The organism is Pseudomonas sp. C9D1, from assembly GCF_056491235.1.
In genome coordinates this window covers 3,656,530-3,682,606 of the sequence record NZ_JBSZIE010000002.1, presented here as the reverse complement: position 1 = coordinate 3,682,606, position 26,077 = coordinate 3,656,530, and the positions used below count along the sequence as shown (strand labels likewise).

The following is a 26,077-nucleotide window of genomic DNA, read 5'->3' as shown; positions in this document are numbered from 1 at the left end:
TGATAGCGGGCTTCTTTCATGTGACGGCATGCCTTAGATGGGGCGGCTGCCGTACTTGCTGTCCGGCTTCTTGGGCGGGTCGGCAACCACATTGGGCTCGACTTCCTGCACCTTGCCACCGCGCGCCAGGAAATCTTCCATGGCCCGCGCGAGTGCATCGCGCTCCTTCTGCTTGGCTTCGATGCTGGGCAGTTCTTCGACTTCTACCGCCGCCTTCTTGCCCTTGCTCTTGCCGCCGGACGCTGGGGATTCGCTGTCGCTGTCGCTATCGCCGTCATCGCTGTCTTCGGCCGCCGCAAGCTCCTCGCCCTCATCCTCGTCGGATGCCTCGAGCTCGTCTTGTTCCAGATCTTCGTCGCTCATGTTCTACCTCTTGTCTTGCCAAAGCAGGTTAGTTATAGCCCAGCCGCGCCAGCGTGCTAACGCCACTGGAAAAAAATCAGATCGCCTCGCCGTTCAGCGTGGCGACGACCCGGCGCACGCCGCCATGATCGCGGTGTTCGCCCAGGTAGATCCCCTGCCAGGTTCCCAGCGCGAGCCGCCCTTCCTGTATCGGCAGCATCAGCTGGCAGCCCAGCAGGCTCGACTTGAAATGCGCCGGAAGGTCATCCGGGCCTTCATAGTCATGTTCGTAGCCACCCTCGCCCTGGGGCACGAGGCGATTGAAGAATCGCTCGAAATCGCGCCTCACCGAGGGGTCGGCATTTTCATTGACGGTCAGTGATGCCGATGTGTGCTGCAACCACAGGTGCAACAGACCGACGCGGTAGTCTCGCAGTTCCGGCAAATTCGCCAGCAGCTCATCGGTCACCAGATGAAAGCCGCGTGGCCGTGCGCGCAGGCTGATCAGGGTCTGCTGCCACATGCACGTCTCCCGCTTCGAACTCGTCGGCGCGCATTCTAGCGCGGCTCCAGAAAAAGCAAAGGGCGCCTTGCGGGCGCCCTTTGCGGCTCGTGTTGCATCTTCTGCAGACGCCTTGCGGCGACAGCGACCTCGAGCGAGCCAGAGCCCCAGGTACGACGGCCCATGGCCGCCTCGACAGGGCCCGGCGCGGAGCCGGGCCATGGCGCTTAGAGGTTGTAGCCGCGCTCGTTGTGCTGAGCCAGGTCGAGGCCTACGGTCTCTTCCTCTTCGCTGACGCGCAGGCCCATCACCAGGTCCAGCACCTTGAGGATCACGAAGGTGACGATGGCGGTGTAGATCACGGTGAAGGCGACGCCCTTGAACTGGATGAACACCTGGCTGGCGATGTCTTCGACGGCGCCGAAGCCACCCAGGGCCGGGGCCGCGAACACGCCGGTCAGCAGGGCACCGATGATGCCGCCGATGCCGTGTACGCCGAAGGCGTCCAGGGAGTCGTCGTAGCCCAGCTTGCGCTTCAGGCTGGTGGCGCTGAAGAAGCACAGGACGCCAGCGGCCAGGCCGATGATCAGGGCGCCCATCGGGCCGACGGTGCCGGCAGCCGGGGTGATGGCGACCAGGCCGGCGACCACGCCGGAAGCGATGCCCAGGGCGCTCGGCTTACCGTGGGTCAGCCACTCGGCGAACATCCAGCCCAGGGCAGCGGCGGCCGTGGCGATCTGGGTGACCAGCATGGCCATGCCGGCGGTACCGTTGGCGGCAACGGCGGAGCCGGCGTTGAAGCCGAACCAGCCGATCCACAGCATGGCGGCGCCGACCAGGGTGTAGCCCAGGTTGTGCGGGGCCATCGGAGTGGTCGGGTAGCCCTTGCGCTTGCCCAGTACCAGGCAGGCCACCAGGCCGGCGACACCGGCGTTGATGTGCACCACGGTACCGCCAGCGAAGTCCAGTACGCCCCAGTCCCACATCAGGCCACCGTTGCCGCTCCACACCATGTGGGCGATCGGTGCATAGACGAGGGTGAACCAGATGGCCATGAAGATGAGCATTGCGGAGAACTTCATGCGCTCGGCGAAGGCACCGACGATCAGGGCCGGGGTGATGATGGCGAAGGTCATCTGGAAGGTGATGAACACGCTTTCAGGGAAGGCGGAGGTCAGGCTGTCGACGGTCAGACCGGACAGGAAGGCCTTGCCGAAGCCACCGACGAAGGAGTTGAAGTTGACGACGCCCTGCTCCATCCCGGTGGTGTCGAAGGCCAGGCTGTAGCCGAAGACGACCCAGAGGATGCTGATCAGGCCGGTGATGGCGAAGCACTGCATCATCACCGAGAGGATGTTCTTGGAACGCACCATGCCGCCGTAGAACAGCGCCAGGCCGGGAATGGTCATGAACAGCACCAGCGCGGTAGCGGTCAGCATCCACGCGGTATCACCGCTGTTCAGCACGACCTCGTCAGCGGCCATGGCGAGGCCGGGGGTAACGAGGGACAAAAGGGCTCCTAGCCCTGCGGCTTTACGCAGAGTCATGTTGTTTTCTCCTGGGGCGTTGGGGTTCGGAGGCTTAGATCGCGTCTGTGCCGGTTTCGCCGGTACGGATGCGGATGGCCTGTTCCAGATTGACGACGAAGATCTTGCCGTCACCGATCTTGCCGGTGTTGGCTGCCTTGGTGATGGCCTCGATCACGCGATCCAGTTGATCGTCGGCGATGGCGACATCGATCTTCACCTTGGGCAGGAAATCGACCACGTATTCCGCGCCACGGTACAGCTCGGTATGACCCTTCTGCCGACCGAAGCCTTTGACTTCAGTAACGGTGATGCCCTGCACGCCGATCTCGGACAGCGACTCGCGCACGTCATCGAGTTTGAACGGCTTGATGATGGCAGTGACTAGCTTCATGAAACTCTCTCCCGTATTTGGTGGACTTGCCCCAGGAAAAACGAACCCGGCTCAAGTCTAAGCGCAGTGTCTGGCTTTGTAACGCGTCGAACCGCCCTGGCTCGGCCACTTCGAACGCAGACCAACCGCTTCCGGCGAAACACTCCCCCGCCTCGCCCGACACACCGGTACTGCATCGGTGCATGCGTCGTATGGCCTAAAGCAGAAAGCTTGCCAGCTCCACCAAAAGCGCAGTTTTTCAAGCAGATACTGGCCGTATGCCCCCTCGGCGCCGGAAGACGCCCCGGTATCGCGCACCAAGATGGCGCACGCGGCGAATGGCCATTGCTCAAAAATTGTGCGCCGCCCATCGGGATCGGCCATTCACCCCGCGTGGTAGACTGCCCGCCGCCTGACTATGGAAGCCCATCATGCTGCCACCCAAAGCCCTGCTAGACGCCCTCGGTGCCCACGCCTCCCGCTTGTTCAGCGGTGATACCCCGCTGCCCCGCGCCGAATTCGAAACCCAGTTCAAAGCCCTGCTGCAGAGCGCCTTCAGCAAGCTCGACCTGGTAAGCCGCGAGGAATTCGACAGCCAGATGGCCGTCCTCGCCCGTACCCGCGCCCGCCTCGAGGCCCTGGAAGCCAAGGTCGCCGAGCTGGAAGCCACGCCCACCCCTCCGCCGAACGAGTGACCCGGCGGGCGGGTGACGCGATCAAGGAGCGATCATGTCCCTGGCCCTCGTTCACAGCCGCGCCCAGGTAGGCGTCGAAGCGCCTGCCGTAACCGTGGAAGCGCACCTCACCAACGGCCTGCCGTCCCTGGCCCTGGTCGGCCTGCCGGAAGCGGCGGTCAAGGAAAGCAAGGACCGCGTGCGCAGCGCCATCCTCACCAGCGGCTTCGAGTTCCCGCTGCGGCGCATCACCCTGAACCTGGCGCCGGCCGACCTGCCCAAGGACGGCGGGCGTTTCGACCTGGCCGTGGCCCTCGGCATCCTCGCCGCCAGCGGCCAGGTGCCGGTCGCCAGCCTGACCGAGGTGGAATGCCTCGGTGAGCTGGCCCTCTCCGGCGCGCTGCGCCCGGTCCAGGGCGTCCTCCCCGCTGCCCTTGCCGCCCGCGCGGCAGGGCGCACCCTGGTGGTGCCGAAGGACAATGCCGAAGAAGCCAGCCTCGCCAGCGGCCTGCGGGTGATCGCCGTCGGCCACCTGCTGGAACTGGCCGCGCACCTCACCGGGCAAACGCCCCTCGAACCCTATGCCTCCGCCGGCCTGCCGAACCGCGCCGACGCCTACCCGGACCTCGCCGAAGTACAGGGCCAGGTGGCCGCCAAGCGCGCCTTGCTGGTGGCCGCCGCCGGTGCCCACAATCTGCTGCTCTCCGGGCCGCCCGGCACCGGCAAGACGCTGCTCGCCAGCCGCCTGCCCGGCCTGCTGCCGCCCTTGCAGGAGCAGGAGGCACTGGAAGTCGCCGCCATCCACTCGGTGGCCAGCAACACCCCGCTGGACAGTTGGCCGCACCGCCCCTTCCGCCAGCCGCACCACAGCGCCTCCGGGCCCGCCCTGGTGGGCGGCGGCTGTGACAATTCTAAATAGATGCAAAAAATGAGGAATAGATGCGGCGCTCTCGCTGCCTCTCATGAGGGATAACTAAAGAAATTTTGCGCCCAGAAGCACCTTGTTCGATTGCGGCTGGTCTGTGAAAACTCAAGGGCTGTCGTCCACGCTGAAGCACGAGCCATCCGTCTTCAGGCACTGGTCCTCCCACCCTCCGGATCGTTCTCACCCGCCGACCGAAAAGCAGCGCTGCATTCTCTCAGCCCCTAGCCTCCCGACACTGAACATCAACATTGTGAATCGATACGCCTACTCAGCTCGTCTGAGCAGCTAGGATTGAGTTGGCGCGCATATGCTATAATTTAGCCCATTAACATAACCATATTAATTACTTATTTATCAGTGACTTAGAATGGCATCGGACGAAAAAGAAATTGTTGCAACCGATCTAGCCCAGGTCGCCCGGCTCGCACTAGGCGAGAAAACAGATGACGTACGTCTATTCGTAGCCCGACTAGTGAGGAAGTACCGCGGCACGGAGCCAAAGCTGTCCGAACAGCTTGAGGAGCACTTGCGACTGAATGCTCCGAAGTCATCTACGAACCTGATGCGCAGAGAACAACCCTTTCCAAACAGCTCCGATAACCCCGTTCCGGTGGATGACGAATCGCGTCTTTCACTTCTTAAAATTTTTCAGGACGAGCCCTCAAGGCCTAGCCCCCTGCTGGCCCAGTCGACCAAAGATGGGCTTGAGCAACTCATCCACGAACGCAAACAGATCAAGAAGCTGGCCAGCCTGGGGCTTCACCCCACGAAGTCGGCCATTTTTGTAGGCCCTCCCGGGGTAGGAAAGACCATCACTGCTCGATGGATCGCCTCACAGCTGGGCGTGCCGCTCTACGTTCTGGACCTGACGGCTGTAATGAGCAGCTTCCTAGGGCGCAGCGGAACCAACTTGAGAGCCGCACTCGACTTCGCCAAACGAACTCCATGCGTCCTGCTTCTGGATGAGATTGATGCCATAGCAAAGCGTCGTAGTGACGACAGCGATATTGGCGAGCTAAAGCGTCTTGTCACCGTAATCCTTCAGGAGGTGGATGAATGGCCTGCCACAGGGCTTCTATTGGCAGCGACCAATCACCCAGAGCTGATTGATCCTGCTCTATGGCGCAGATTCGATTTGGTTGTTGAGTTCAATTCACCCGACCCAGAAGCAGTTAAAGCCGCTATTCAACGCTTCCTAGATAGAGACGCAGCTGAGTTCGAAAGCTGGACGGACATACTTTCGTATGCTTTCCAGGGCCAATCTTTTAGTGATATAGAACGAGAGATACATCGCTTCAGGCGTGCTCTTGCCCTCGGCAGCGCAACCGCTAAAAGCCTTGTTGAAGATGCAGTGCGCACCAGATCTGCGACCCTGGATCGCCCGTCACAGATTGAGTTCGCGCTACTGCTAGACAGTCAGACGGACCTATCTCAGCGCGCAATTCATGAAATAACTGGCGTAAGCCGCGACACCATTCGAAAGCACAGGAACACAGACAAGCAATCCCCATCACGAACCTCAAGGAAGAGAAGTAGCCCATGAGTCAAACGAACTTTCTCATTGGTCGCGGCGAGCTATTAACAAGTGATATCAAGGGCCCCCGAAGGAACCCTGATAAGTCAGAGGTCTACACCCTTCACCAAGCTCTTGGACGGCTACAACCCGAGGCAGCCGAGACAGCAAAGGCGCTCGACAAGCTTCCCGATATAGCGTGCCCCCATGATTTTGGCGTCGCTCGGCTCATCATGAACCCGAGCTATATCGCGCGCTCCTATTTCCCAGCCTATCTGCTAAGAGCCACAGGGCTCGAATCACTGGGCAGCAAGCAGATCTGCATCACGCCTGAAAGCTGGAAGCGGAAAGGCGAGCCTCGGGAATGTGCGACCACTGAGATTTTCGTTGCAGGTAAGCGCCAGGCCTTCCGCTCACTAGGTGGCTGGATGGCTGGTCTAGAAGAAGACAGTGATGAGGCACTAGACCTGCGCCGCATTGAGCACATATCAGTCTTTGCGCGAAATCAGCGCATCGCGAATGCCGGCAGCGCGAAGGACAAGTTCTTTGAGTTCGGTGTCCACCTATTACCTGACGAAGGTAGCAGCTTCATCCAGCGCTCATTTGCGCAAATGGCAGAGTCACTAGGTCTGGTCGTACACGGCGGACACAGCTTCGAAGCAGGCAGCCTTTGGTTCGTACCCGTTGAAGGGCCTCAGCAAGCAGCAATGCAACTCGCAGACTTTGTATTTGTTCGAGTGGTTCGCCCCGTAGCCAAAATGCGCAGCCTGCTGCCGAACCTTCGCCGTGGCGGCCCGAAAGTCGAATGTGTTCTCCCAACTCAGGACCCGCTGTCCTTAGAACCTCGTGTCGCGATCTTAGATGCAGGCCTGCCGGCGCAACACACGATTGGGAGATGGCTCAAGAACTATTACGTGATGGATGCGGATGCGGCTGATGATCCACTGGGCCCCGACCACGGTCTAGCGGCAACGTCAGCGTTTCTGTTTGGCCCGCTCCAGCCAGAAGATGTAGCAGCGCGCCCATATGCTTATGTGGATCACTTGAGGGTCCTCGACAACGAGTCCAACAAAGAGAATCCCCTCGAGCTCTATCGGACCTTGGGTCATATCGAGGAAGTCCTGCTGTCCAGGCAGTATGAGTTCATCAACCTCAGCGTCGGCCCTGAAATTCCGATCGAAGATACTGAGGTTCACCCCTGGACCGCGGTCATCGATGAGCTTCTCAGCGATGGCAATACGTTCATGACAGTAGCTGTCGGCAACAACGGCACCATGGACACCAAAACCAGAAATGATCGAATTCAGGTCCCCTCCGACTGCGTGAACGCAATAGCGATAGGCGCAGCAAACAGCACTAATAACAACTGGAGCCGAGCCCCCTACAGTGCTACAGGTCCCGGCAGAAGCCCAGGCCTAATTAAGCCCGATCTCGTGGCATTTGGAGGCAGCGCCAAGGAGTACTTCCATGCTTTGGCTCCGGGAAAAGCTCCCGAGCTGGTCCCCCTCTTAGGCACTAGCTTCGCCTCTCCCTACACCCTCCGCAGCGCCGTCGGCGTGCGCGCCGTCCTTGGCCAAGATCTTTCTCCGCTCGCCATCAAGGCGTTGCTGATTCATGCCGCCAATCAAAATGGCCACGACGCGAAAGACGTTGGCTGGGGAAAGATCCCCGATGACCTCATGGAGATCATCACCTGCCCCTCTGGCGTAGCGAGGATTGTTTATCAAGGTGAGCTGAAGCCCGGGAAGTACATCAAGGCGCCGATCCCGTTACCCGATGAGGGTCTTTCGGGCATGGTCACGCTGAAGGCGACCTTTACCTTTGCCAGCGCTACGGACCCACAAGACTCCTCCTCCTACACCCGCGCCGGACTTGAGGTCACGTTCAGACCCAACGAGGAGCGGATCAAGGAAGGGAAAAGCAACGCGGAAACAACCACGTTCTTTAAGAAGAAAAAATTCGCTACAGAGGCGGAGTTACGTGCTGACTCCGGCAAATGGGAAACCGTGCTCCATGACGAGAAGCGGATGCGAGGGAGTAGCCTCAATAAAGCGGCTTTTGACATCCACTACATCGCCCGAGAAGGCGGCGGTAATGCCAGCCGAGCCAAGAAGATCAAGTACTCATTGATCATCACCGTGGAGGCTCCGAAGCACCCGCAGCTCTATGCCGACATTCTTCGAGCCTACGCCGAGCTGATCCCGATACAACCACAGATCTCGCTGCCGGTACGGCTATAGCTCAACGAGACATCACAAGGAGGTGTGTTATGGAAAAGTACATCGTACTTCGCCAGCCAAAAGATTCTGGCTCGAAGACCTTCAACTTCACGACTAGAAATCTCGGCCTTACAAGGGGCGTAAGCGCCAGCCCAGAGCTCGCCATCGAGCGTATTCCATCTCACGCTGTCGCTGGCTTGCAGAGAGATCCACACGTACTAGCTTTGGCCCGCGCCATGCCGACCAAGCTCATTCAACCCTTCGCTAGCAGCCAAGCTGCTGCAGATGGCGCTTGGGGCGTAACTGCCGTCAGCGCGGACAAGTCCCAATACACAGGTGCTGGCGTAACCGTGGCAGTGCTTGATACCGGAATCGATGCCAAGCATCCGGCTTTTTACGGAGTAACCCTTGAAGAGAAAGACTTCACCGGCGAAGGAAAGCTCGATGTCAATGGACATGGCACGCATTGCGCAGGAACCATTTTTGGTCGAGACGTAAATGGCACGCGAATAGGTGTTGCACCAGGTGTGCAACGTGCGTTGATTGGAAAAGTTCTCGGAGAAAAAGGCGGTAGCTCCGACATGCTTTTCGATGCACTTCATTGGGCGATGAGCTCAGGTGCAAACATCATCTCCATGTCGCTCGGATTTGACTTCCCTGGCTTGGTCAGTCAACGCGTCCAGGAAGGGTACCCAGTTGAGATGGCCACCTCCGATGCGCTTGAGTCCTATCGCGGTAATCTCCGCATGCTCGACGCAATCATGCGAATGATCAGTGCGCGCTCAGCATTCGGCGACAGCCCTATTGTGATTGCGGCCGCTGGCAATGAAAGTCGCCGGGAGATCCGCGAAGACTTCAAGATTGCCGCCTCACTCCCTGCAGCTGCGGATGGCGTCATCTCCGTCGCTGCCGTTGGAAGGCAAGGGGGCCAATACGGCATCGCCCGGTTCTCTAACACCTTCCCGAAGGTGAGCGCGCCTGGTGTAGATATCCTCTCAGCTTGGCCAGGAGGAACACTTAAGTCGCTAGACGGCACAAGCATGGCCTGCCCCCATGTTGCAGGTGTAGCAGCGCTTTGGTGGGAGTTTGCACAAACAAGCAAGGCAATGTCGGCGTCAGCAGTGACCACTGCGCAGCTCACTGCTACGGCGAACGACCAAGGCTTCTCGAGTGAGTTCGACCACCTGGATTACGGTTTTGGCCTCGTAGCAGCGCCCCATTAACCCAAAGCGACCTGCCACTTCAAAAGTTGCCCTGCAGGCTGTCATCACTGTCGGCGGGGCGGTTCAACTGCCATAGAAATCCCAAATCAGCCAATGACCACAACTGAGTTTTTATCCGTAGCGTCCCAAATTAAAGTGTATGCGTCTTGGGTAAGCCCCCTGATCGCGCTGTTCGTTGCCTATTTCTATATCTATACGAGAACAGGCTCCGCAGGATTCATACATGATCTCGTATGGCGGATCGCAGGCGGGAGGGCGCAGTTTCATAACAAGACGCTGCAAGCCGAGCAGACTCGGATCGTTGACTATGAGCGGTTCAAATACAAAACAGGCATAAAGTTCACGAGCTATAACAACATTACCGACACCAGAGCATGGCTACGTGAGCACAACCTCGGCATCGAGGAACTCATGCAAGTTCGAAAACACTTTAATTGCGAAGAAGTATCTCTTCGGGAACCTAACCTAAAGAAGGCGCACAAACGCGAGCAACTCGCTTTAACAGCTTTCCTCGTTGGCGCTTTGGTCTTTCTCCTGATGGGAATGCCAGCAGCGCTTCTAACCGTTAAGAAGACAAATACGATGTTCTGGGCGACAGAGACGAGCGTCAGGTCGTGGAATGCCTTCGCTTGGGAAATAAATAAAGAGGACTGCCCAAATCCTGAGGTCAACCTAATAGAGCATGACCTCACAGCCCTATGCGAAATTTTCACCGACAAGGGCTCCAAAGAGTTTCTGAGAGAGGCGATGTTTAACCAAAAGCTGCTTGGATTTGGGGCTCTTGGGTTGACCGCAGTTTTGCTTTTTTACGCCCTAGTGCTAGGACGACAAGCTGCACATGCAAGCAAGTTGTATAAAAGAATTTACAAAGAGCCTTCTACTGATGAGTCCCGCAGTGCTCCGGCAGCAGGAGTTGTGGGCGAAAAGGTGCCGAACGATGAAGAAGGTACTTCCGAAGACTCCAGTCAACCGGCCTCAACATCAGTCGCATCGACAAGCTAAGCACTCCGGGCCAACAGCACGGGTAGGGTAACCATGAGCGCAGACTACTACCGACGCCAAATTGCACAACTCAAAACCAAGTTATCTCGGCTGTCGGCGGACAAGGGCAAGATTGCCATCAAAGCCGCAGACTCAAGAAAGAAGGCCCTTGATGCTGAAAATGCAGGTGCTCGATCTAAGTCTGCATCCATTCAAGCCTCGAAGGCTCGCGAAGCGCAACGCCATCGCACGGAAGAAGGCCGGCAACAGAATGCCTTGAAGCAAGTCGAAGGCAAAATCTTGGCGGAAGAAAAGAGGTTACTTGCTGCGGAGAAAAACCTCTCCTCCGCTGAGACTACCGAGGCCAAGAAAGAACAAAGGCTCCAACATCGTGCGAACCAGGAGCACGAGCGCGAGATGTCTAGCATTCATCACAGCCTTGATCACCACGCTTACCTTCATCAGGAGACCGCCAGAGAGATCGACAAGCTCAAGGCTCTTCCTGATGAAATCGTGGTCGCGTTCTTCGCCTCAGACCCGGGTAGCACCAACGACAACAAGCTAGCTCTTGACGAGGAAGCGCGACTTATCAGCATTCAGATCCGCGCCTCCAAGCATCGCGACGCGGTGAAGCTGGAATCACGCTGGGCCGTCAGGCCAATGGACCTACTGCAGGCGGTAAACGAACTTCGACCCACAGTTGTGCACTTCAGTGGCCACGGCTCTGCACTTGAGGAACTGGTCCTTCAGGATGAGTTCGGCCAGCCCAAGCGCATTCCAAAAGAAGCCATTGTCCAGACGTTGTCGCTGACATCTGACAGTGTTCAATTGGTTTTCTTCAATACCTGCTTCTCTCGAAACCAAGCACAAGGGTGCGTCCAGAAATTGAATGCCGCGATTGGTATGAATCGCGAAATCCAGGATGTTGCCGCTAGGATCTTCGCCGCCCAGTTCTATTCAGCGATCGGTTTTGGGCTATCCATCCCCACTGCATTTGAACAAGCAGTTTCTTTGCTCCGGATGGAACGTCCAGATCAAGCAGACATACCTGCTCTGTACCTTAAAGAGGGAGTGACTGAAGAAGACTTGATACTCGTAAGGCCTCCGACTGCCTAATCCGAAAACAGACTGAACCCACCATAACTTATGCGTCTTCTTATGGTGCCAGCACGGCATACCATGCGGACATACCCTTCGATTTCCAACTGGACTAAGCCGCACATGGAAAGCTTGCCTCAGACAGGCTCGCGCTTGGCGCTAGCTAGCGCGCCGTCTCTGCATCGACTCCTGTGTGTTCGTTACAACGTCCGCAAACGTACGGCGAGATCGGTCTGCCACCGCCATGCCAAGAAAAAGAAACACCGGATATTCTCCCTCGCTTAACAGGCCACTACTCCTCTCCCGATGAAAGAAAGTCTCATTAATAACTGCTTCTTTGTAACTTTCATCTAGTCGTATCACTTCATCCATAATCAGGCTAAAAACTGAGCTACCAAATTCAAAAGCTTCCTCTCCACTTGGAAAGTACCCTTTGTGAATAACCAAGTTACGGAATTTTATTTGAGATTGACTTAACATCGGAGGCGTCTTGCCTTCTTTCAAGGTGCGCACTCCGATGTACATACCCAGCTGCCGCTCCGACTGAACAGAGACCAGCTTCCACATACGCTCTAACTCTTCAGAGTCGACCCCCTCAGATCCAAGCTGTATACGAATTGAGAATTCGTATAAGCGCTCGAGTGCAGCCGCAAAACTGCTAACAGACTCTCGAAAATAGCCATCCACGAGAGCCTCCAGAGCACTCTCGAACAGCAACTGGAAGGGAAGATTATCGAGAATCACCACAAGCTGATGCCCTGCTGGGCAGGTGGCTCGATATAAGCTGTGATCTTGGACATGCATGGCCCTAGTCAGGATCTCTATGCCATCAGGACCAAAGTCTCCATTCTTTTCAGCTGCTGCTGAACACTGGGCGCAGGGAATTATGATCTCCATAATGTTTCCTTCTTCAGCTTTTGCTCTATCTACAGCCGGCCAGGCAGCACAACTGAACCTGGAAAATTTCGTTGGGCTTTGGCTATCTGTCGCCATTGTGCTAAATCTGTCAACTAAATTTTTACGCTATATTATCAGCAACCCTACTTATCCCCATCTGGCGTCTACCCAATATGGCAATCAACTTCTTCCCAGGCGCACTCGCCGAACAACTCTCTGAAATGGCTGGCTATAAAGCAGGCTTGGCTCTCTCAATTGAGGAGATCTGCGATCATCTCTCTGGCCCTGGTCAGATGGCTGACATGGTGCGTCGCTCTGAGACAAATGGTATCCGGATCCGCTCCGAAGTATATGAGGAGATCCATTACAGATTACTGCACCGCATCGGCTATACGGAATCTGAGTATGACGGCTTGCCACCTGGGGCCAGGGAATATCACAAATACAAAGGTACGCCAGAGTTACTTTCTGAGTATGAAGCAATGAGCGCTATATTCCTTCAGATGATCGGAGATATGATTGAGACAGCTAAGACTAAACCTGATAAAAGGCTTAATCCTTTGCCTTTCTTTGAGCGGTGTAGAGCCGAGTTAAGTCCGGTAGGGCTTAAGATGGCCCGGGACCACATTACTGCTTGGGGAAATGCACTACGTGCAAGCCCTTACAATCAGGGCCGCTGTAGAGAATGGTATAGCCCATTGGAACTCAATATGCTCTTTACCGGTACAGCGCACCCTCCTGAAGGGGGGACCTTCATTGATCAGCGCTATCTTGACTATCTCTCAAATAACACCCATCGATTGCCAGAAATGCACTGGCGAAAATTTGAGGAGATGACAGCGGAATATTTTTTGCGCGAAGGATTCCGCGTAGAAATTGGGCCAGGCAGTAATGATGACGGAGTTGATGTTCGGCTCTGGAAACCAGAGGCGCCTGAGGATGCGAAGCCTACGTGCCTTATCCAATGCAAACGGCAGAAGGCGAAAGTCGAGAAAGTGATCATCAAGGGCTTAGCCGCAGATGTTCAATTTATGGAAGCAGACTATGGCCTGATCGTTACCACATCAACTCTCAGCCTTGGCGCTGAGGCAACGATTACAGCACGAGGCTACCCGATCCAGGCCGTTGAGCGGGATGCGCTCAGCAAATGGCTTGAGCGGCTACGCACGCCAGGTACAGGAATCGTTCGTTTGTAATGGCCAGTCTATCTAAAGGCATTGACCGATGCCGCCCACATCCACATGAGTTGAAACTTGCAGGCAGATGAGCGGGCAACTGGCTCTCTACATCTGTTGATCCAAATACTGATCAGTTTTTTCTACTAGCATTTTGAGGAACCGAATTGCACGCTCCAGATCGTCTCTGCGCACAAGGTGTGCCGCTGGCGGCCCGCTGAGCATCACTTTTGAGCGGTGCACAGCACTTCCTCGTTTACTTATCCAGCCATCGAGAGCCTTTCTGTTCGTTGCAGCATCAGCGTTGATGCTGACCCAAGCCTCTGTGACGTCCACACCCAGGTAGTCCAAGAAAAGCTGCTTGGTTTTGCTGGCATCAGGATTGTGAAAGCGTTTGAGCTCAGTTTCGAGCTTCTTGCGTATGAAGTCTCCACAGTGGCTGCCGGCGATCAAACGAAGTTGAATGCGAAGCGCTTCGTTGATGCGATCTTCAACATAGGTTTCCCAGGCAGTGAGAGCCATCACCAGCCCTGCTCGCTTCAGCACCTCTGCATTCGCTGGAGGCGCACTACTGTTGAGCGCATCGAAATGCTCAAGCAGTTCTTCGGCATCCTTGATCGAGTACTGGAAAGCCTGCATCGCGTTGGACATAGAAGCTCCTTTTCTATCAGAGGGTAGGTTCAGGCCGGCAGTATGGATAACCTGAGACGACCTCAGGAGGCCGCTCTATCTGGGACACGCCCCCCATACTGGACTAGGTTCATCTTACGGAGTCAAAGCATGACCACATCCGAAGCTTGGCAAGTAGTACGCCAAGATCCAGGGGATGGTAGCGAGGACGCTATCGTTGATCTCCCCCAGAGGTTTTGGAGACGACCTGGCAATCGAACGCAACGAGGAAGGTATAACTCTAAGGCTCAAGCCCCGAATGACAATGTCGCCAAATCGGCCGGCCTGACTGTTGCAGGTCTGCGCGCCCCCCCCCCTGCCGAACCGGCTTTTAATCAGCCTTCTGATAGCGCGCCTGGTTGTTAGGCAAACCACGTAACGTGGTCGCCTCGCAGGATAGAGCCGTCCCCGGCCCTGCATTCCATGAGCCTCCTTGATCGATCTGGCCATAGCCTTTGGGAATTATCTGTAATTATCTCGCCACAGATAATTGATCATTTTTCATCCACACCGCGTTTTCCTGACCCCGCGGGAGACGCAATTCACTACCTTGACCGCCAGCAAGAAGGCACAGAAGACCTTGCCGAGAAGATATACATCATCGCTCGGCTGTCCTGCGCTAAGGAGCACTTGAGTGCGGGCAGATAGAACACCACAACTGCACCAAGCACTGAGTAACCCCGAGCGAGAACCTCTCATTTTCTCGTCCTGCGCTGCCCTGACCCTTCTGTGGATTGCTGCAGTTGAGAGTTCTCCATTCTCTCGATGTTGATCGTATTGTGGGTGATCGATTGCGCGAGCTGCTCTTCAGCTTTACTGAAGCGGATGCCCTCGCCAAGAATCCCCCGTGCCTCTAGGTCTAGGGCAAAATCCATGATCTTGGTTTTGGTTATGTCTAGGATACGAACCAGTTTGTGCACAGGCACATGCACAGCAGGCTCAAAATCTACTCTCATAAGATTTCTGAAAGCTGCGTTGAGACCGGCAGGAAATTTCACCATCACTGCCCCAGTCTCTGTACGCTCTACCAGATCAACGATTTGGCTCACTGAGTCACGTACAGGGTGTTCACACATGGAAGCGTGGAGTTCGCCACCCATATCCACAGGGATCCAACCCTGGTATGGATTGAAAGCCTTCAGCTCGCCCGAGATGATCCGGTAGCTAGGCACTGATCGTGTCTCGTATCCGTTTAACTCGTCGCTGAGCCACTCCTCAATGTCTTTGATCTTGAGCTTTCTGGACACGAGCAATGCTTTACGCAGCAGATCTGGAAGGGGGATCGACCGGTCAAGCACGTCTCTTTGCAGTTCCAGTACAAGACTGTCCATCGTCTCAGAGAGCTCCCATCAAGGTGATCACTGCAGGCAAGTATGAAGCGAGTACGTTGCCAGTAGTGCCTTCCAAGACAGTTTTGATTGAGCCTAAGCACTCCTTGATGATGCCTTTCTTGGGGGTCGGCGAACTGTTCTGCACTCTGATGGTCTCGACATCAGATCGCAGGCCCTGAGCCGCTATCTGATCACTGATCCTCGAGATGTCTTGAGAAAAGGCCTCCAGAAACGCGTCCAGATCAAGATGATGAATGCTTTGCTCGAAATACTGGCTGGAACGCTGGGCGTCTTGTTGCACCTGAGAGTTGTGCATGAAACTGATCGAGAGAGTATTCGTCTTTTTCATAGGGCGGTCTAACTCCGAGATGGCGTCTTGAAACGCCATCATCCAATTTCGTCAGAAACATGGCAACTTGGAGGCGATATCGGACCGTCTTTCGCCTCCGTGAAAAAGCGGGCTTCCGACCAGCCCAACGGGATGGTGAACGGTCCGTCAAGCCTCATTTTGAATATATCGTCGCCCACAGTACACACAACTCTCTTCTTTCAAAAAAAGAGCTCGCGACGTGAATGGACCTTGCGAATCCTGCCCATTTAACCCACAGCCGCCTTGCTGTTGTGACTGTTTCTACCCAGCCGTAATCCGCAAGCCCTCAAGAAGGCAATTGGAAATCGTTGATTCCCAAGTGCTGGCAGATCTCAGTGCACAGCTTTTCTGCTGAAGCCCACCCACCGCTGAAGCCACCGTCGTCAGGGGTGAGACAGATCGTCAGGACCTTGATCCGACCATTGTTCAAGTTCTTCTTGATCACCAGGCAGAGGTCTTGCACATAGCCCTCGGCAAGGAATCGCCGGCAGTGCCCATCATTCATCTCGCAAAAAAAATAGTCCAAGTCAATGTTTACGACCCAGTTATCTCCCTGCTCTAAGTAATGGTCAATATTTTTAGTTAGCTCCCAAGGAGCTGGCTCATACCATGAGCCCGAGGGGAGATTTGGAGTGTCACCGTCATTGTGCGTCGCAAAGTAGACACTTCCGAGATTATTTTGCTCGTATTCAAGAAAGAGACTGAGGTAGTTGTCCCATCGGATCGTAACCGACTCTGTTCCGTGTATTGAAGTTCGATAACCCAAGTAGTCACTCAGGGGAACACCATGCATGCTGGTGGGTAAATTTTTCTTCCAGAGCGGCAAATTGCTGGTCAGCGTATCGGTATGTCGATCAATATGAAAAAGATCGATTGGCTTGCCAGGTACGAGATGCCGTAACCAGCACCACCAAGCAGCCCGATGATTGTCCATGATGTAGACGGGACCGTTTTGCCAAAGAAAATTCTGGGTTCCGTGGCCAGAAATTCCGCGACGCGACAAGGGGATATGCCAAATACTCGTCAAGACCCGCCTCCAATAATAATCACAGCCGCCCAAATCTCCGCCCAATTCAGCCATCATTACAAGTCTAGTGTTGCCGTAAAGCCATGTGCATCTTTATTTGCACTACTCCTCGATACATGGAATGGGCTTGGCGTTTAATCAACCACTCTAGACTAGATTCGATACCCGTGAATGCCGAAGGCTCGTCGCGATAGGACGGTCTGATGCAGTAGTATGCGGCCCTAGGACAACATGGAGGTTCGGTAGTGGTCGGATCAACAGGCCCATTTCAAGATATGCAGACATCACCGCTAGAACGGCAAGAGCTAAGGCAGACATTCGCGCGTTGGTTATCTTGGTCTCACCACTCTCGCTACATCTCCGATGCAGACATAGTCGATGAGCTGAGCATTCTCGATTTGAGTCAGCATTATCGACTGGAGTATCAAGGCGGCGCGAAGGATCTAGCCAAGAACTGGGACGAATCGGAGCAGCGTATTGCAGATGGCGGCCCAACTTTCGATGCCCTGGAGCATGAGGGCTGGGTGTTCTTCGACGGGCTTCGCTGGACTATGCCTAGCGCCCCTCAAGGCACTCGTTCGTACATCACCTACCCAAGCCCAAGCACGGAAGCCTTCCTAAAGGGGTTGGATCGAGTTCGACTTGTCGCGAAAACGAAGACCCCTCCTCTCCACATCCAGGAGCTTGCAAATAGAGTTCTGGATGAGGGCTTGCATGGACTGCATATTAAAACCAAAGGCACGAACTGGCTTATACGCCGCCTTTGGGAACAACTGTGCCCAAAACCTCAGCATCAAACCAGCGGCGATGACGGCACGATTGCAATCGGAAATGATGCTGATGAAACGTTGGCCACGCTGGAAACTCACACCGAGGAAATCGACAGGGCCTTCTTAGATTGGTCTGCTTGGTGTTACGCCCTAGATAGTTACGGCACATGGGACACTGACTGGGGGGCAACTGAGATGAGGTGCTGTCGAGAAGCAGCTCATCGCACCTTGGCCCGCCAGACCGTTTGGGGTGACTGGGCTAACGATGTCGCACAGTACTTGGCGGTAATTGAAAAGACGTTTGCACTTCCACTGAACCAGATACGATATGCCGGAGGCCCAGAGACAGCGCCACCTGAAACGCTGGTTTCGAGGGCCGACTGGCTAATGCAGCCTGGCTTAGAGCATCTCATGATGGGACGGTCCCACTCTGACACGACCAGCTTTGCATTCAGGCTGCTCTGCTCCGAGCTCGAGGAATCCGACATGGGGCCGGGCATTCCGGCGGCGGCGGCGAAGGTTCTATCGTTTGCAGCCGACCATCCAGTGGCATTACAGCGCCTTCTATTCCACGTTGGATCGTCACCAAAGCTGTTGGTCGACATGCTGATGCAGCAACGTACAGCTTGCCTAGCAACAAAATTAGCCATTGAGTGGCGACCAAGCACCCCTCGATATAATGATCGTAACTTGAGTCGCGAAGCCCAGACGAGAGACTTTGCGGTCCAAGACTCGCTTTCTCATCTGGCTTGTCATGTGTTCGAAAACACGGTGGAGATTGCTGAATACGCGTCATTGATAACTTGGTGCTATTCCCGTGGCACTACCGGACGAACTGCATTTCCAGACTCAAGAAGGGCCGTTGGACGGCAGCTTCTTGAGATAGCGGCTAAGGGAACGAAAGACCTGCAAATAGCACTGCTGAAGCACCTCGTGGACCAAGCCGCCTACGAAGACAACGTACCGCGAGCTTGCTTTGCCGGGGTCCTTGAGGCATTGAACTGGCTTTCGTGCGTACCGATTGCCAATGCACTCCCAATCGTGGAGCTGTATTCAACGTTTGCTCACAAGATGCAACTGGACTGGACTGACGCGCCAAGTCTTCCGGCACCTCTAGCCGCAAAACTCGTTTCTACAGCACTTGCTCACTCCGCATCCGCTCGAGATGCGCTACTAACGCCATTCGACAGCGTTTTTCTGCTGAAAAATACGCCGGCCAATAATGAAAAAATATCCATGCACCTCAACATTGCCAAAACGCTCAGAGCTCATGTGCGTTTTCTCGCTCGTGCAATTGCCGGCTGGCCCAGTGGGGCGATATCACCAGAGCTCTGCGACACCCTTCAAAAACTCATACCGCTTAGTGTCATCGAGCATAAAGAGAAAGGGAGCGTTGGGGCACTCACGGGTAGGTATCAAAACCTTCTAGTTCAGCAGGAAAAATCATCGCCAGCTGAAGATCTGGCTGCCGCATGGCGGCGACTGAACAGCAGTTACCAGAATGCCATGTTGCGAGCGCTTACCCAGTCCGATGATCCGGCACTACTCGCCCAACTCTGCCAACACCTACCTACAGAGGCAAAGCCAAGCATCCGAGCGAGACTGCAGCAACTGGGGCCTGCAGAGGCGTCGTCACTTTGGACATGGCCTGAGTTGCAGCAACGCATAGAGTCCTTGTTGGTTGCCGGCGAATACGCCCTTGCCCGCGAACACCTCGATGATATCCAAGAGGAATTAGATCGCGCTCCGCCGCAGTTCAGGATTGCAATTTTTGACCTCGAGCTCCGGCTGCTCATGAAGGAGAAGAACTGGTCTGCACTCGATAACGTCGCTATCCCGCCTACTCTGGAGCACGCTGCAAAACACCAAGCTCAAAACAAACTCGAGTTCTACAAGGCAACCTCCCATCTGCTGCGCCCGAAAGGAAATCTGGAAGATGCTCGAATTGCGTTACAGCGCCTGGCAGCAAGTCCCGGTGCAGCTCCTGCATATAAGGAGAATGTCTTCGCGATTGCTATACACCAGCTTCTCGGTCCCACCCTGCGTCCCCTGAGCGGAGAGGACCTGTCGATCGGTGAAAGCTTGCTAGTGGACATAAATGAAGAGATTTTTAAGGACGAGCAATCTGCCAGTAGTAGCCTGCTCGCCAACCGCGCGCTGCTCATATTTGCCCTGCGAAGGCCAGAGGATGCCTTGCGAAGCATTGCTGCACGTCGCCAGGATACGCGCCATCCAGACCTTGAACGTATCGCCGTTCTTTCGATGCTCGAAATGGGGCGCAAGGCCGAGGCGATGGCGACTCTAGATACAGCCATCGCAGAGTTTGATACAGATGACGAACTCGTCGCACTTAAGCATGACCTTCAAGCGGGCATTGCTACGCCCACGGCTACCTCGCCAACAGTCATAGTGGATCCGGTCACGTCTGTTAGAGCGTCCTTGCAGCAGTTGACCGAGCTTCTGCCTTCCGAGGTGGGCAACATATTGGGCCCTCCTGGACGTGGGCTTCGAGGCTTTCTCATACGTCAAGTGTCTCGCTCTGTTGCCGCTCTACAGCATATGTCAGCGATACTGCGTGACCGGTCTAACCCGAGGAATTCCGCCAAGTTTGAGGATGACCTGAACACAGCAGTGCGGGAAGTCCTTGGAGCCTTACTCGCAGTGACTAAGTGGGACGTAGCTGACCAATCACTTGGCGGAGCAACGTCAATGGGAAATCCTGGAGAAAGGGACGCCGTGATTCGTATGTCGGGCCAGGAGCTCTCTGTATTCGAAGCACTGGTATGCGATAAGGTTGATCGGACCAACATCAAGAGCCACTTCGACAAGCTAGTGTCATACGGCACCTGCGATCTCTACTTCCACGTCATTTATTCCTACGCTAAGAAGCCGGAAAAACTCCTCGAATATGTCAGCGAAATGCTCGAAAAAGAGGTTCCTGCGGGTCTCGCCTATCTGAGCCGTGATTCGCTATGCCCTCCCGACTACGAAACATGTGGCCATGTGGCGACCTATCGGGCCGGTCATAGAGAGATCGCGGTTGCGTTCCTGCTGGTTGACCTTCGGCTTGGCTTGGGCAGATAAATTGGGGTGTCTAGCCCACATACTTGAGATAAAACCCGTCAAGAAATTTGACTCTGACAGGCTCGCTCTTAGGGGCAATGCTATGCAATGGCTAGTCACTTGTACCCTTGCCGGCCTCGTCCGTCGATAACTCGTGAGAGCATAGAGTCCAGGCTCGTGGCATATGGCGCTTGCTCAACGTAAACCTGAGCAACCTCATAGCTGATTATAGGCGTCTTGAAACTGCCAAGACTCCATAAGGGCTTCTGCAAAAGCTAGATAATTAGCTAGACTGCTCGATAGAATTTTTCATCACCAGTATGATCACAGCACAGTAGCGCAGTGCTACCCCTTCAAACAAAAGGCTAACGTATGTCCAAACTTGCTGAATTCAAAGCACTCGAAGCAAAGCTCGCCGCGCAACTTAAGCAGCTGGACGAGTTGAAGAATGATAAAGAGCTGAAGCGCGAAATCGAGTTCGAAGAAAAGCTTCGCAGCTTGATGACTGAGTATGGTATCGGCTTGAAAGGCATCATCGCTCTGTTAGACCCACAAGCCAGCTCGAACGGAGTCACCTTCGGCTCTGTAGCACGCCCCCAACGCCGCCAGCGCCAAGTGAAGGTTTATAAGAACCCGGAGACCGGCGAAGTGGTTGAGACGAAAGGCGGGAACCACAAGGTTCTGAAAGCGTGGAGAGAGCAGTATGGCGCCCAGAAGGTAGAAGGCTGGCTGCAATAACGCAATCGCCTCATACGCTAAAGAAAAGCCAGGCACTGCCTGGCTTTTCGTTCTGTATGCTTTGAGCCAGCGAAGCTCGTACATCAGCTACACCGACAGTATGGATCAGGCCGGTTCGTATCTTTTAATCACTCGTTGAGTCCAAAGCGCTTGAAACTCTCCAAGGCCTTGCCGCACTCAGGCGACCCATGCCGTAGCCCACACGACAAAGCAGCTTTGAGACTGGTAATCCCGGCCACAAAACCCAGTTGTTTACCGGCTTCAATCCCATCCATCACGCCGTTGTCGTAGGCCATCTCAGCCATCATGTTGAAGAACGCGAGTGCTTGCTTCTTTCGGGTATCGTTTTCCATCGTGTTACTCCATGAGCAAGAAGCTCATATCGCTTGATTAGATGGCGGGGCCTTCAGGTTTGGGGTAAGCGATCCCCACTCCCATAGCCAGTCTCTAAGAGGTGTGCACAACCCCACCACCGTAATGGAGACTCAGCTAGTGAGAGCAGACGGTTTTTGCTCATCGCTCGCGCCAGCCTCGACGCAGAGACAATGAGTAGGTATGCCCGGATGTCCGACAACCTTGTCGATGAAGAGCATCCGACACGAGTTGCAGCCGTGGATACGCGGTAGGGATTCGAGCCCGTTCGGAAGTACGTCACGCAGGCACTCTCGGGTCCAATATGCCCCGTCGTGAATAGTCGAGCGAAGGATGCTTCCAAGGCTCCAGGTGCTTTCCGGGGCTCTCCACGACCACATGGGGGCGTAGAGGGAATACCGCGTGTAGGTCTCAGCATCGGCCCTGCGTTGCAGCGGAAACTTTGGTCGGGACCAGCCTGCCTGAATGATGCTGAACCCCATACCCATTTCAGCGCTTGGGTTGAGTTGCTCACCGAAAAAGCGGTCCCGAGTTGCCGCGGCTGTTGCTTGATGGTCTGCAGGTGGAAGCACCCACAGATAGCACTCGCTTTTCGTAACAAGATCTACGAGTTCGCTCGCTCCGCGCAAGGGGAAGGCTGTTGCAAGCGTGAACCGGCTTTTCCAAGACGTGTCCAGTTGCGGCGTAAGCCGTGCAGCCAGCGCCAGAGTGGCGGTTCTGGGAGAAAACTTCGCTCCCTCCTCGTTCAGATCGAGGTTCTTGCAAAGCGCTCTGAAGGCTTCTTTCTTTACCTTTGTGAGCGCAGGGTCGAGTAAGAGCTGAACCTGGTTGACCCCAATGCCGGCTCCACGAAGCGACTCAATGATTTCCTCTGCCACACCAACTGCCTGAAGATCGCTCAGACCAAGGCACACCTTTGCACGCTCAATGGTCGCAAAAAGGTTGTACTGCCGAGTTTCGGGGGCATCGCAAACCTGAATGGGAAGATTTTTGGTAGAAGCGACTTCCGGGGAAACGGTCCCAATCGCAGCATGAAAAAGCTGGTGAAGTATGATCGGGTGACACGGACGACCGGGCTTGCCGAAGCGGGTGCTCAACTGAGCGGCAAGAGGCTGGAGCAGTTTTTTTGCAGGCATGACTATCCCCTAATGATCGACGTTTGGGTTAGCTACGCTTGTAGGGCCGTTATACGCGAAGCTGGACGTCGAATCAGGTTCAATCATGAGAGAGTTCGTCAGGTTGTCTGCTTGCACGGCCACCATGCATCAACGACTGACGCGCAAATAACACCAGATTGCTCTGGCTTTGGCAAGTCGACGCTAGCAGACCGAGTCACTTGGCAACGTGATCTGCAGACTTGATCATCTGTAAATCCCACCTGATGTTCGTTCTCTTCCAAGCGTCTGCCCGTTCGTCCAAGATGTGTTCGTCTTCCAAGGGAGGGAGAAGCATGAATCTCGACTTGCTCATGGACCCACACTGGGCTGGCCCGCTCATTATCGAAATGCAGAAGGCCATTGAGGCTGAGTTCTCCGCTGAGGACTGGCGCACATTGGGGCATCTGACGGGTCATTCGAGCTACATTCAGCAGCACAAAAGACTACTACGTAGCCTGGATTGGGGAGATCCCGATTATGGTGACTGCATCTACCAAGTGATCGAGGTCATTCTCCAAAATAATCCTCAAGGCCTGCGTCATATTATTGAGCACCCTCAGATTAAGACTCGCCTGGAGCTCAATCAGCCTGAGAGGCTGATTGCACTCGGCTTCCAAATTGGCCACGTACGACACGTCCCACAGCTCCCTACTGCGACTGAAGTGGTGCGACGAGCTTTAGCTGATGCTGAGCAACTACTCGGTAGTTCTGGGCCGGCTAGTGCAATTGATCGTATGCATACGGCCTTGCACGGTTACCTCAAAACGGTTTGCCGCGAGCAGGGTATCGAGCTTCCCACCGATGCTACTCTGACTTTGGCGTATAAGACCCTGAGAAAGCAGCATCCGGGTTTTCAGTCGCTTGGCGATCATGAAAATGAGGCCGGGAAGATTCTGAGTTCGTTCGCCTCAACGCTGGATGCCCTGAACACTCTTCGTAACCACGCAAGTGTTGCTCATCCGAACGAGCAGCTTGTCGGCGTTGCAGAAGGGATGCTGGCAATCAACGCAGTGCGTACGATTTTCCACTACCTCAATCAGAAAATTCCGTCCTGAGAGAATCAAATTCATATGATCTATTTCGGACTGGTCGATAGGTAGCTAAGAGCCATTTTCCGGTATGGGCCGCGGCTGCGCTGCCAATGAGATCGACCTTTCATGCTACAGAGCAGGAAGTGGCAGCTGTGGGAAGCCTCGAAATGGGGCTTGTAAACTGATTATTCACAATGTAAACCAGCATGGTCTACAAGAAAAAATGGTTTACAAGTCCGCCCAGGCTGAGGTCTGAGGAAAGAAACCGCAGAGGCGGTTTCTTTATCCGGCGGCTAATCAAATTAGGCTTGGGGTACAGGAGAGGCTTTGAGTTTTGCGCTCGCTGCTTCTGCCTGTTTTGCAGCAAGCTCAGCCTCCGCTTTGGCCAGTTCAGCTTTAACGGGCTCTAGGTATGCCTGTAAAGCCTCGCCAGGGCAAACACGCTGTACTTCGGCGTAATACTCGTCCTCTCTGAAGCCCCGCTGGATGACACGCTGTTTGCAAGGCTCCATATAGAAATCGACTTCCCTTGAGGACGCCGCTGGACTTAGCCTTTCCTTCACCTCATCGCGTTTGATGGTCAACAGCCCTACCTGGATCACCGCAAGGTGATACGCGTACGCATCGGCTGGTGCGGCAAAACACGTTTCCCCGCTCCCAGCTTGTCCACTTTCGCAGACCACCCCCTCTTCAAATGCGCGCTTCGCAGCCATGTGTTCAGCACCTTGTGGACAGACGTTCGCATAACCATTGCACGTGTCCGCGCGTCGCTTATCTTCAAGAAGCGCTTCTAGCTCAAGGTAATAGGGTGTCTTAGCTTCTGTGACGATTCGGGTCTGGAGGACGGCAGCTTCTGGAGTTGTGTCAGATCCACAGCTATTCATAACTGCCCGTACAGCGTCTTCAAAATTGGTCTCAAGAGCCTTTTCGAAGGCCTCACGCTGGTACTGTTTCTCGGGGCGAGGCATATCCGCTACGGTTGCCCTCAAGCCGACCAGGAACGTAGGACTGTCTTCGTCAGAAGAGTAAGAGGCCCACTGAGCTTGCTCACGGAAGTTGTCGCAGCTGGCCGTTCTCGATGCGTACAGACTGCTGGAGTAGCGAGCGAGCCGACTAGCGCGTTCCTCCTCAAGCTTCTTCTTACGCTCGACCTCTGCAGCTTCGCTTGCCTCACGATAAAGCTTGTTGGCAACAGGCGCTGAAACCTCACTGAAGGCGTTCCAGAGGCGTTTGTCTGGCGCGGCCTCACAGTTGGTCTTAACCTCTTTCTTGAGGTAGTCCAGGCCATAACCCTTCGCGTTATAAACGACCGACACGTAGCTTGCGACGGAGTCGCCACCAATAACCAACGTTGTCGGCTTATTCATTTCCTGAATCACGCCATCAATGTTGACGTCTCCGTCCAGGTACGCGGTGCATGTAGCCCAGCGGGGCTCCCTCATGGCTCGGACATACATCGAGTTGAGACCATCAGTAGCTGCATCGTTCACGCCCTTGTCGGAATGGCCACTACAGGCAGCCAGTGTCTCCCTGTGATGCTGGAACGCGTAGTCCAGATCCTTCCTAACGAGTCCGCGGTAGAAACGCTGGATGGAAGTGTCTTCTACATACTCGTTGTCCAGTTGCTTGAAGGCAGATTTGAGAATGGAGTTAGTCGTCGCAGTGTCACCCAATGCGTCACTTCGATTGAGTTGATCGCAGGTGAACGTCGAGTCAGCCGAGACGTAGGACACCTCAGAGTCAGAGCTTCCACATCCTGAGAGTGTTGCTGTCGCTAGGGCCAGAACAGAAAGTCGCTTGAACATGCCTTGTGATTTCCTTATGCGCGAGGTAATAGCATAATGATGCCATATTGAGTTGGAGTTCTCGACGCTCTACCTCCCCTTTAGGGAGGCCTCGTCCGTGCGCTCAACCAGGCGGAGAAGACGGCCGAAGATTGGTCAATCTTCGATCAGCCCATGGCGAGTGCCACTTTGTCTGTCTTGAAGCCGTACTCGAGGCTGGCCGTTTATGGTCCTTTGCGGCCATTTACGATGGACCTCGATAGGGCCGCGAGTAGACTAGATTCGCCTATTTACACCCGTTAAAGCATCATGCTCCT

General features: G+C 55.1%; 22 protein-coding genes and 1 pseudogene. 11 read left to right on the top strand and 12 right to left on the bottom strand.

Annotated elements, in window-relative coordinates; all coding sequences use genetic code 11:
• Positions 1-33: 33 nt before the first annotated feature.
• From sutA to glnK, 4 genes are all read right to left on the bottom strand, one after another.
• Positions 34-363: a transcriptional regulator SutA gene (gene sutA, locus ACXI0U_RS24830; protein ID WP_021218958.1), complete on the bottom strand. Its 330-nt coding sequence runs from the start codon at positions 361-363 to the stop codon at positions 34-36.
• 76 nt (positions 364-439) lie between these two features.
• Positions 440-865, bottom strand: coding sequence for a secondary thiamine-phosphate synthase enzyme YjbQ (locus ACXI0U_RS24825; protein ID WP_350447436.1), 426 nt, complete (start codon positions 863-865; stop codon positions 440-442).
• Positions 866-1,071: 206 nt separating this feature from the next.
• The gene (locus ACXI0U_RS24820) at positions 1,072-2,391 is read right to left on the bottom strand and encodes an ammonium transporter (RefSeq protein ID WP_350447435.1); all 1,320 of its coding nucleotides are present in this window, start codon (positions 2,389-2,391) and stop codon (positions 1,072-1,074) included.
• Positions 2,392-2,425: 34 nt separating this feature from the next.
• Complete coding sequence (glnK, locus tag ACXI0U_RS24815) at positions 2,426-2,764, bottom strand: P-II family nitrogen regulator (RefSeq protein ID WP_003457590.1); 339 nt, start codon at positions 2,762-2,764, stop codon at positions 2,426-2,428.
• Positions 2,765-3,174: 410 nt separating this feature from the next.
• On the opposite strand from glnK, the gene ACXI0U_RS24810 reads away from it, so the two are divergent.
• The 7 genes and pseudogenes from ACXI0U_RS24810 to ACXI0U_RS24780 all read left to right on the top strand — a co-directional run bounded on the left by ACXI0U_RS24810 (position 3,175) and on the right by ACXI0U_RS24780 (position 11,394).
• Positions 3,175-3,438 (top strand): accessory factor UbiK family protein, encoded by a 264-nt coding sequence (locus ACXI0U_RS24810; RefSeq protein ID WP_021218955.1) that lies wholly within the window; start codon positions 3,175-3,177, stop codon positions 3,436-3,438.
• Positions 3,439-3,472: 34 nt separating this feature from the next.
• Positions 3,473-4,318 (top strand): annotated as a pseudogene (locus ACXI0U_RS24805) (YifB family Mg chelatase-like AAA ATPase); the annotation flags it as partial.
• Between the two features lie 391 nt (positions 4,319-4,709).
• Entirely contained in the window at positions 4,710-5,885 is a 1,176-nt protein-coding gene (locus ACXI0U_RS24800; protein ID WP_479550970.1) for an AAA family ATPase, read from the top strand.
• Entirely contained in the window at positions 5,882-8,095 is a 2,214-nt protein-coding gene (locus ACXI0U_RS24795) for a S8 family peptidase (protein ID WP_479550969.1), read from the top strand. The genes ACXI0U_RS24800 and ACXI0U_RS24795 overlap by 4 nt, the downstream gene beginning before the upstream one ends.
• Positions 8,096-8,124: 29 nt before the next feature.
• The gene (locus ACXI0U_RS24790; protein WP_479550968.1) at positions 8,125-9,297 is read left to right on the top strand and encodes a S8 family peptidase; all 1,173 of its coding nucleotides are present in this window, start codon (positions 8,125-8,127) and stop codon (positions 9,295-9,297) included.
• A gap of 93 nt (positions 9,298-9,390) precedes the next feature.
• Positions 9,391-10,299, top strand: coding sequence for a DUF6216 family protein (locus tag ACXI0U_RS24785; RefSeq protein ID WP_479550967.1), 909 nt, complete (start codon positions 9,391-9,393; stop codon positions 10,297-10,299).
• A 33-nt stretch (positions 10,300-10,332) separates the two neighbouring features.
• Positions 10,333-11,394: a CHAT domain-containing protein gene (locus tag ACXI0U_RS24780; protein WP_479550966.1), complete on the top strand. Its 1,062-nt coding sequence runs from the start codon at positions 10,333-10,335 to the stop codon at positions 11,392-11,394.
• Between the two features lie 141 nt (positions 11,395-11,535).
• On the opposite strand, the gene ACXI0U_RS24775 is transcribed toward ACXI0U_RS24780, so the two are convergent.
• Positions 11,536-12,273: a hypothetical protein gene (locus tag ACXI0U_RS24775; protein WP_479550965.1), complete on the bottom strand. Its 738-nt coding sequence runs from the start codon at positions 12,271-12,273 to the stop codon at positions 11,536-11,538.
• Between the two features lie 173 nt (positions 12,274-12,446).
• Here ACXI0U_RS24775 and ACXI0U_RS24770 point away from each other — a divergent pair, with 173 nt between their 5' ends.
• The gene (locus tag ACXI0U_RS24770) at positions 12,447-13,469 is read left to right on the top strand and encodes a restriction endonuclease (protein ID WP_479550964.1); all 1,023 of its coding nucleotides are present in this window, start codon (positions 12,447-12,449) and stop codon (positions 13,467-13,469) included.
• An 87-nt stretch (positions 13,470-13,556) separates the two neighbouring features.
• Here ACXI0U_RS24770 and ACXI0U_RS24765 read toward each other — a convergent pair whose 3' ends face one another.
• The 4 genes from ACXI0U_RS24765 to ACXI0U_RS24750 form a co-directional block, all read right to left on the bottom strand.
• Complete coding sequence (locus tag ACXI0U_RS24765; RefSeq protein ID WP_479550963.1) at positions 13,557-14,099, bottom strand: HEPN domain-containing protein; 543 nt, start codon at positions 14,097-14,099, stop codon at positions 13,557-13,559.
• A gap of 713 nt (positions 14,100-14,812) precedes the next feature.
• A complete protein-coding gene (locus ACXI0U_RS24760) occupies positions 14,813-15,448 on the bottom strand; it encodes an AbiTii domain-containing protein (RefSeq protein WP_479550962.1) in 636 nt (211 codons plus the stop codon).
• Positions 15,449-15,452: 4 nt separating this feature from the next.
• Positions 15,453-15,836 carry a hypothetical protein gene (locus ACXI0U_RS24755; RefSeq protein ID WP_479550961.1) on the bottom strand — a complete coding sequence of 128 codons (384 nt, stop codon included), beginning with the start codon at positions 15,834-15,836 and terminating at the stop codon, positions 15,453-15,455.
• Between the two features lie 268 nt (positions 15,837-16,104).
• Entirely contained in the window at positions 16,105-16,902 is a 798-nt protein-coding gene (locus ACXI0U_RS24750) for a peptide arginase family protein (RefSeq protein ID WP_479550960.1), read from the bottom strand.
• 188 nt (positions 16,903-17,090) lie between these two features.
• Here ACXI0U_RS24750 and ACXI0U_RS24745 point away from each other — a divergent pair, with 188 nt between their 5' ends.
• Complete coding sequence (locus tag ACXI0U_RS24745; protein WP_479550959.1) at positions 17,091-20,699, top strand: hypothetical protein; 3,609 nt, start codon at positions 17,091-17,093, stop codon at positions 20,697-20,699.
• A gap of 351 nt (positions 20,700-21,050) precedes the next feature.
• Positions 21,051-21,416 (top strand): histone-like nucleoid-structuring protein, MvaT/MvaU family, encoded by a 366-nt coding sequence (locus ACXI0U_RS24740; RefSeq protein WP_479550958.1) that lies wholly within the window; start codon positions 21,051-21,053, stop codon positions 21,414-21,416.
• A 128-nt stretch (positions 21,417-21,544) separates the two neighbouring features.
• Here ACXI0U_RS24740 and ACXI0U_RS24735 read toward each other — a convergent pair whose 3' ends face one another.
• Positions 21,545-21,769 carry a hypothetical protein gene (locus ACXI0U_RS24735; protein WP_479550957.1) on the bottom strand — a complete coding sequence of 75 codons (225 nt, stop codon included), beginning with the start codon at positions 21,767-21,769 and terminating at the stop codon, positions 21,545-21,547.
• A gap of 132 nt (positions 21,770-21,901) precedes the next feature.
• The gene (locus ACXI0U_RS24730; protein WP_479550956.1) at positions 21,902-22,924 is read right to left on the bottom strand and encodes a hypothetical protein; all 1,023 of its coding nucleotides are present in this window, start codon (positions 22,922-22,924) and stop codon (positions 21,902-21,904) included.
• Between the two features lie 314 nt (positions 22,925-23,238).
• On the opposite strand from ACXI0U_RS24730, the gene ACXI0U_RS24725 reads away from it, so the two are divergent.
• Complete coding sequence (locus tag ACXI0U_RS24725; protein WP_479550955.1) at positions 23,239-24,000, top strand: abortive infection family protein; 762 nt, start codon at positions 23,239-23,241, stop codon at positions 23,998-24,000.
• 278 nt (positions 24,001-24,278) lie between these two features.
• Here the strand turns inward: ACXI0U_RS24725 and ACXI0U_RS24720 are convergent, their stop codons facing one another.
• Entirely contained in the window at positions 24,279-25,781 is a 1,503-nt protein-coding gene (locus ACXI0U_RS24720) for a hypothetical protein (RefSeq protein ID WP_479550954.1), read from the bottom strand.
• Between the last annotated feature and the right edge of the window lie 296 nt (positions 25,782-26,077).

Excerpts from the sequence above, each read along its gene's own strand:
- sutA (WP_021218958.1), bottom strand. The coding sequence starts at position 363 with ATGAGCGACGAAGATCTGGAACAAGACGAGCTCGAGGCATCCGACGAG.
- ACXI0U_RS24825 (WP_350447436.1), bottom strand. The coding sequence starts at position 865 with ATGTGGCAGCAGACCCTGATCAGCCTGCGCGCACGGCCACGCGGCTTT.
- ACXI0U_RS24820 (WP_350447435.1), bottom strand. The coding sequence starts at position 2,391 with ATGACTCTGCGTAAAGCCGCAGGGCTAGGAGCCCTTTTGTCCCTCGTT.
- glnK (WP_003457590.1), bottom strand. The coding sequence starts at position 2,764 with ATGAAGCTAGTCACTGCCATCATCAAGCCGTTCAAACTCGATGACGTG.
- ACXI0U_RS24810 (WP_021218955.1), top strand. The coding sequence starts at position 3,175 with ATGCTGCCACCCAAAGCCCTGCTAGACGCCCTCGGTGCCCACGCCTCC.
- ACXI0U_RS24800 (WP_479550970.1), top strand. The coding sequence starts at position 4,710 with ATGGCATCGGACGAAAAAGAAATTGTTGCAACCGATCTAGCCCAGGTC.
- ACXI0U_RS24795 (WP_479550969.1), top strand. The coding sequence starts at position 5,882 with ATGAGTCAAACGAACTTTCTCATTGGTCGCGGCGAGCTATTAACAAGT.
- ACXI0U_RS24790 (WP_479550968.1), top strand. The coding sequence starts at position 8,125 with ATGGAAAAGTACATCGTACTTCGCCAGCCAAAAGATTCTGGCTCGAAG.
- ACXI0U_RS24785 (WP_479550967.1), top strand. The coding sequence starts at position 9,391 with ATGACCACAACTGAGTTTTTATCCGTAGCGTCCCAAATTAAAGTGTAT.
- ACXI0U_RS24780 (WP_479550966.1), top strand. The coding sequence starts at position 10,333 with ATGAGCGCAGACTACTACCGACGCCAAATTGCACAACTCAAAACCAAG.
- ACXI0U_RS24775 (WP_479550965.1), bottom strand. The coding sequence starts at position 12,273 with ATGGAGATCATAATTCCCTGCGCCCAGTGTTCAGCAGCAGCTGAAAAG.
- ACXI0U_RS24770 (WP_479550964.1), top strand. The coding sequence starts at position 12,447 with ATGGCAATCAACTTCTTCCCAGGCGCACTCGCCGAACAACTCTCTGAA.
- ACXI0U_RS24765 (WP_479550963.1), bottom strand. The coding sequence starts at position 14,099 with ATGTCCAACGCGATGCAGGCTTTCCAGTACTCGATCAAGGATGCCGAA.
- ACXI0U_RS24760 (WP_479550962.1), bottom strand. The coding sequence starts at position 15,448 with ATGGACAGTCTTGTACTGGAACTGCAAAGAGACGTGCTTGACCGGTCG.
- ACXI0U_RS24755 (WP_479550961.1), bottom strand. The coding sequence starts at position 15,836 with ATGGCGTTTCAAGACGCCATCTCGGAGTTAGACCGCCCTATGAAAAAG.
- ACXI0U_RS24750 (WP_479550960.1), bottom strand. The coding sequence starts at position 16,902 with ATGATGGCTGAATTGGGCGGAGATTTGGGCGGCTGTGATTATTATTGG.
- ACXI0U_RS24740 (WP_479550958.1), top strand. The coding sequence starts at position 21,051 with ATGTCCAAACTTGCTGAATTCAAAGCACTCGAAGCAAAGCTCGCCGCG.
- ACXI0U_RS24735 (WP_479550957.1), bottom strand. The coding sequence starts at position 21,769 with ATGGAAAACGATACCCGAAAGAAGCAAGCACTCGCGTTCTTCAACATG.
- ACXI0U_RS24730 (WP_479550956.1), bottom strand. The coding sequence starts at position 22,924 with ATGCCTGCAAAAAAACTGCTCCAGCCTCTTGCCGCTCAGTTGAGCACC.
- ACXI0U_RS24725 (WP_479550955.1), top strand. The coding sequence starts at position 23,239 with ATGAATCTCGACTTGCTCATGGACCCACACTGGGCTGGCCCGCTCATT.
- ACXI0U_RS24720 (WP_479550954.1), bottom strand. The coding sequence starts at position 25,781 with ATGTTCAAGCGACTTTCTGTTCTGGCCCTAGCGACAGCAACACTCTCA.